This window comes from Pseudoalteromonas sp. SG44-5 (assembly GCF_014164175.1).
Taxonomy (GTDB): Bacteria; Pseudomonadota; Gammaproteobacteria; order Enterobacterales; family Alteromonadaceae; genus Pseudoalteromonas; species Pseudoalteromonas nigrifaciens.
In genome coordinates, this window is record NZ_JACJES010000043.1 from 1 (window position 1) to 6,553 (window position 6,553).

Below are 6,553 nucleotides of genomic sequence, written 5' to 3' on the forward strand. Positions count from 1 at the left end.
TCTCAAGCAGCTATTTTCAGCGCTAACTGCGTTGAATTTACTTGCAATAGGCCAGCTATTGACGCGTAAATTCGCCTTGTTTTCACTGAAAACCTCTGGCTAGAGAAAATAAAATTAAATATAACTATGATTCAATACGTTAGTAAACCTCTTAACTAGAGTTCAGGTTAAATATTAATTTTGGAACGATCTTTGTATAGTATTTAATAGGTTTATTTTTATAAGTGATAAAGATGCAGTTACTTTTTAGTCATTCAGTTTTGTTATTACCATTAATGACACTCTCTTTATTGATGAGCAGCAATAGCTTAGCAGAAGAAACGGCAGCAGCAGTGCCACTGTATACTGAGACTGAGTTAATTTCGCTAATTAATAAAAACACCCATTTAGCCCGGGTTAAGGCAGATGATTGCCAGTTAGTACAAGATATAGAAGCGCGAGCCAATAAAATGGCATTACCATCGTATCAGTTTTTATATGGCGATATGCTAGCCTATAACGTATGTGTTGGTCGCGATGTAGAGTTAGGTGTGTACTATATGCAAAAAGCGGCTGAGCAGGGCTTAGCAGCGGCTTTAGAGCAGTTAGGGCGTTACTACGACATTGGGCGTTTGGTACAACAAGATAAAGCAATGGCAATCACTTATTTGCGTGAAGCGTCATCGCAGGGAAATTTAAAAGCGCAGTTTCGCTTAGTTAAGTTATTTAACCAAGGCTACGGCAGTCCACGCGACTTTGAAGATATGTATCGTTGGTTATTTAATGCCAAGGTTGCAGATGCCAATACACATAAAAAAATTGCGCATTTATTAGCTCAGTTAGCCGAAAAAATGCCAGCCAGCGTTGTGGCTCGTGCTCGCCTACCTATGTAAGCATATTGATATACCAAAATACACTAAAAAGGCCTAACTCTTGCGAGTTAGGCCTTTTTATTAGTTTTTAATAAAAGTGTTAACTTTCTTCTTTAGCTTTTGCTTGTGAATCTTTTAGTAGTGATATTTTAGCCGGTTGCAAAGCAACAATGCGCTCACCTTCTTGCGGTGGTTTTTCCATATCACTGGTAAAGGGTCTAAGTTTAACTGGCGCATCGTCATCGCCATCTTTATCCCCTTTGAGAATAAACAGTGGAATTGCCTCTGGGTTCATTTCTTGATATTGCTCCCAGCTAAACTCATCAGAAATACGGGTAGCACTTACTTTACCGCCTTTCGCTATCACACTGCTTAAGCGTGCATAAGAGCCGTTTTCACCAAATAAAATTTGGCGCGATAAGAAAGTCGCGCTGTCTTTATTCGCTTTAGCATGCGATGAAGATGAGCGTAGCGAAAACACATTTTTATCATTAAGTAAGTGAGAAAAATACTGTACACCTAGCGCATTGTGATGGCGATTTGGTGACAGTGCCAACACACTACGAATAGTGGTTAAAGGCAAGTAACGCTCAGCATGTTCAGATTGCGGATTACCGTAGTAACAAGGCAAGCCATCCATACGGGCCATTTTACAGTTTTCCCATGCAGGGTCAGATAAATGCACAGGAATATTTTGATCTTTTAAGCCACGCGCAATAGCACGCGATACATGGTTTGCACCAATAATTAAAATGGTACTTGGTGATGGTTGACGTACACCAAGCAGTTTAGCTAAAGGGATGGCAGTTAGGCTTTGCAGCACCACGGTAATAATAATAACGGTAAATATGAGCGGCACCATTTTTTCTGCATCAGCAACACCAGCTTCCATCATGCTCAGCGCAAATACAGAACCAACAGCTGCGGCAACAATACCGCGTGGCGCAATCCAAGCGAGTACTAAGCGTGACTTCATTGGTAGGTCAGTACCAAAAGTCGATATTGCAATACACACAGGGCGAGCTATAAATAGCACGATAGCTAAAAATATAAAAACGTCACTATCTAGCATCATTAAATCAGAGAGTTCTAACCTTGCTGCAAGTAAAATAAACAGTGTTGAGATTAAAATCATCGATAGATCTTCTTTGAACTCAAGCACCGAATCAATTTCTAAATCATCTTGGTTTGCAAGCCAAATACCAAATACAGTCACCGCTAATAAACCTGATTCATGGCTTAAGTGATTAGACACTGAAAAACTTATAAGCACTAGGGCTAAAATGCCAAACTTATGCAACTCAAATGGTAGCCACTCTCGGCGCATAAGTTGTGTAGTAAGCCAACCTGCAACAACACCAATTGTTAAGCCTACACCTAAGGTTTTAACTAGCGCAATAATGGTATGGCTAAATATTTGACCTTCGCCAACCAACATCACGGCTTCGAAAACTAATACGGCAAAAAGAGCACCAATAGGGTCTATAACAATGCCTTCCCAGCGTAGTATTCGGTCGATGTCTTGAGTTGGTCGCATAGAGTTTAGCAAAGGGGCAATAACAGTAGGACCCGTTACAACAAGTACAGCGCCGAGCACAGCAGCTACCCGCCAGTTAAGCTCTAACAGCCAATAGGCACTAAAGCTAATAATTATACACGTAGTGAGCATACCAATAGAGCACAGGTTTCTGACTACTTTACTGATGCCTTTTAATTCTCTGAAGTGCAGGGTGAGAGAGCCTTCAAATAAAATAATAGCAACGCTGAGTGACACAACAGGAAAGAGTAAATCGCCTAAAAGCGCGTCAGGATCTAGTACGCCAGTAAATGGCCCTAATAATAGTCCTGTAAGCAATAAAAACAGAATAGCAGGGACTCTAAACGCCCATGCGACCCACTGGGCAAGCACGGAGCAAAGTGCGATACCGGCTATATAAATTGCTGACATAGAATAAGAATTCCTTGTGAATATGATAGATAAAAGTATAACTTATGTTAATTATAATACAGGGGTATACACGGATAAGTTAAATTTTGCTAATAGAATTTTAGCTGTTTATCAGATATTACGGGTTTTAAAGTCTGTTATTTTATCAGTAATTTTAATAAATACCCTACAAAAAGGATTTAACTTTTTGATAATTAATATAAAAACAGTTCGAAAAACAAGCTGCATTTTACTTAGTTTGAATTTTAACCTTGATTTTACCTGCAGTTTTAGCGTATTATGCTTCGTGTTCAAATAATTAGTTGTCTAATTAAGTGGTTATTTTAAAATAATAACTTATTAATATTAGAGTCACATTAAAGCGGTATAATACTGTTTTGTAGTGATTTAAGGGTTTGAGCAGTATAAATATCATTTACCGAACTCTTTGGTATGATTTTGCTAAACAAGTTTATTTAACTATTTAAATAAATAAAGGTTTGAGTTGAATTATTACCTTTCAATATTTAGCCCCCATCGTGGCGGTTAAATCTCGGTCCTTAAGTCATCACCCTATCTGTTGGTGTATCTGACTTAAGAGGCTCTATGTATGTTGTTAATAAAAAAGCCACACACAGCTTTTACAGCGATACATAAACAACACTTTTTAAATTTTTTGTTAGTACTATTCAACACCGTTGAGTTGTTGCTATTTAGTACTTGCGCTTAAATCTATAACAACAGTTTTAGATAGAGTCGCTTTGCGTGTGTAAAAAAGTGTTTTTAAATGATAAACCAAATTCGAAGCTATGTTTTAAACCTAGCTAACTAGTTTTAGCTCATCACATTGTATGAGCGCAAATAAAATGGAAAGTTGAACATTTATGAATAAGTTAAATTGGCGACGTATAGTACTTAAAGTAGGTAGTGCTTTAATTGCACCGGATCAAGATGGCTGCCGTTCACGTTACATATTAACCATTGCACAGTTTATTGTTCGCTGTCGTGCTCGTGGTATTGAAGTTATTTTAGTTTCGTCAGGCTCAGTTGCTGCGGGGGCACATTTGTTCCCATCAGATACAGCACGTTCAGTCGTGATGAAAAAAGCAATGGCTGCCGCAGGTCAAACAGAAATGATAGCAATGTGGGATAGGTTTTTTGACTTTCCATCAGCTCAATTATTATTAACCCACGGTGACTTACGTGATCATGAACGCTATCAAAGTATTCGCGAAACTGTATTTACTTTACTTGAGCACGGCGTGTTACCTATTATTAATGAAAATGATGCAGTAACAACCGATGATCTAAAAGTAGGTGATAACGATAACTTATCTGCTATGGTTGCAGCAGCAGCTGATGCAGACGCACTGCTTATATTTTCAGATGTGGATGGGTTATATGATAAAAACCCTAACTTGCATGACGATGCTATTTTACTGCCTGAAATAAAATCAATTGATGACTCTATTTATGCTATGGCAGGATGTGCAACTAGCGCAGTTGGTACAGGCGGTATGAAAACCAAAATTGAAGCGGCTGAAAAAGCAACCTCACATGGGATTTCAACTTATATTATTAACGGCTTTAAAGAAGAGACATTTACGCGTTTACTTGCAGGTGAAAACCCTGGGACTATTTTCTTACCATACGAAAAACCAATGCAAGATTCTATACATTGGATGACGCACACTGCAAATGAGCAGGGTGAAGTTGTTGTAGATGGCTCGTTTGATAAGTCACTCGAAGGCGAAACAGGCTGTATTCGTGGCGATGAAATAATGGCCGTGCATGGCGAGTTCGCAATTGGTGACACTATTTTAGTACGCAGTGAAGATGGTACGCGTTTAGCCAAAGCAACCGCAAATTATAGTAGCTGTTTGTTGAGCTTTATTGCTGACAACGAACAGAGTGAATTCAGCGAAAAAATGCAGGACTCAATTGGACCTGTTATATCTGAAAAACATATCGCATTATTGGAGAAGTCATGAGTTTAATTACGGATATTTCACGCCAGGCAGCAAAAGCTGCTCATCAGTTAGCGTTACTCGATACCGAGACAAAAAATAAAGTGCTATTGGACATGGCTGCAGCACTACGTGCAGAAAAAGCATTTATTATTAAAGAAAACGAAAGCGATTTAGCCGCGGCACGCGACAATAACTTAGCAGCAGCAATGGTTGACCGTTTAACGCTTAACGATGAACGTGTTGAAGCAATGGCTGAAGGCATCGAAGTGATAGTAAGCTTAGATGATCCGGTTGGTCAGCTACGCGATATTACCGAGCGTCCAAATGGCATTAAAATTCGTAAAATGCGCGTACCACTAGGCGTAGTTTGTATGATTTACGAAGCGCGCCCAAATGTAACCGCAGATGCGGGTGCATTGTGTTTTAAATCGGGTAATAGCGTTATTTTACGCGGCGGTAAAGAAGCACTAAAAAGCTCACAAGCAATCGCTAGCGTAATGCACAGCGTGCTAGCAAAGCATAATTTACCAGAGGCACTTATTTCGGTAATTCCTGACCCCGATCGTGGCTTATTAATGGAACTAATGCAGCAACGTGACAGCATTGATTTAATTATACCGCGTGGTGGTGAAGGGTTAATAAACTTTGTAACCGAAAACAGCACAATTCCAGTGATCCAACACTTTAAAGGTGTATGTCATTTATATGTTGATAAAGACGCCGACCTTGAAGTGGCAATTAACCTACTGCTTAATGGTAAAACGCAACGCACCGGCGTGTGTAATGCTTTAGAGGGCTTAGTTGTACATCAAGATATTGCCGATGAGTTTTTAAACTTGTGTGCGGTAATGTTACGTCAAGAAGGCGTTAAAATTAATGCCGATAGCCAAGCAGCTACGTATTTTGACAATGCAACAGTACTGGGCGACGATGAATTTGGTGAAGAGTATTTAGATTTAGAAATAGCCATTCGCGTGGTTCCAAGTTTTGCGGCAGCTGTAGAGCACATAGCGCAATTTGGTTCGCATCATACAGAAGTAATTTGTACTAAAAACGCTGCTACGGCAGAGTTATTCCAACGTAGTGTTGATGCTTCGGTAGTAACTGTTAACGCTTCATCGCGTTTTTCAGACGGTTCACAACTGGGCTTAGGTGCCGAGATTGGTATTGCAACGTCTAAGCTACATGCCTACGGACCTATGGGCCTTGAGTCACTAACTACTGAAAAGTATTTAGTTAATGGCGACGGTCAGATCCGCGAATAAACTTAGTTTATTCCAGGACAAAACATATTATGAATTTCAAAAGCCGAGCTGCAGCTCGGCTTTTTTGTGCAATAAACTAACTTAGGCTCTACTTCGCTAGCCAGTAAAATTAAAAAGCGTGCAATAGCGTTAGCTATATGGCGTATATTTTGGGGTTTAAATACAGAGTGAAACTTAAGGTGAACTACTCATCGACGCCACTCCGTGTCGATCAATGGGCTTCTACAGCCTTGACTTAGAGACTAGGCTGCTTCTTTTTTCTCAGTTCCAACAGCAAACTTCGATAGCTCGAAGACTTTCGTTTTAATGGCTAATTTCTGCTGAGATGTGGGGGTAACCCTTGCGACGATTCCAGCCGCAATCAAATCTAATTCACCTGTTTTTGCTATGCTTTTAGCCGCTGACAAGTCTCGGCTTTGGTAAGTTTCACAAGCCGTACATGTGAAATATCTGTCGTTCAATGTTAAAACATGATGTTGGCCGCATTCAGAACAAACCCCAGTGGATTTTTCAAACCTGCCAATCTCGTGATAGAGTTTA

General features: G+C 39.8%; 5 protein-coding genes. 3 read left to right on the top strand and 2 right to left on the bottom strand.

All coding sequences use genetic code 11. The features are described 5' to 3' along the window. Nucleotides 1-233: 233 nt before the first annotated feature. Nucleotides 234-872 (top strand): tetratricopeptide repeat protein, encoded by a 639-nt coding sequence (locus tag H5079_RS17940; RefSeq protein ID WP_182684601.1) that lies wholly within the window; start codon nt 234-236, stop codon nt 870-872. Nucleotides 873-951: 79 nt separating this feature from the next. Here the strand turns inward: H5079_RS17940 and H5079_RS17945 are convergent, their stop codons facing one another. Then, entirely contained in the window at nt 952-2,799 is a 1,848-nt protein-coding gene (locus H5079_RS17945) for a sodium:proton antiporter (RefSeq protein WP_058372400.1), read from the bottom strand. An 863-nt stretch (nt 2,800-3,662) separates the two neighbouring features. Here H5079_RS17945 and proB point away from each other — a divergent pair. Beyond that, entirely contained in the window at nt 3,663-4,769 is a 1,107-nt protein-coding gene (gene proB, locus H5079_RS17950; RefSeq protein WP_182684602.1) for a glutamate 5-kinase, read from the top strand. Then, entirely contained in the window at nt 4,766-6,013 is a 1,248-nt protein-coding gene (locus H5079_RS17955) for a glutamate-5-semialdehyde dehydrogenase (RefSeq protein ID WP_182684603.1), read from the top strand. Before proB ends, H5079_RS17955 begins: the two co-directional genes overlap by 4 nt. Nucleotides 6,014-6,255: 242 nt before the next feature. Here the strand turns inward: H5079_RS17955 and H5079_RS17960 are convergent. Further along, nucleotides 6,256-6,553: zinc ribbon domain-containing protein (locus H5079_RS17960; protein WP_182684604.1), on the bottom strand; the 298-nt coding region annotated here is incomplete at its 5' end.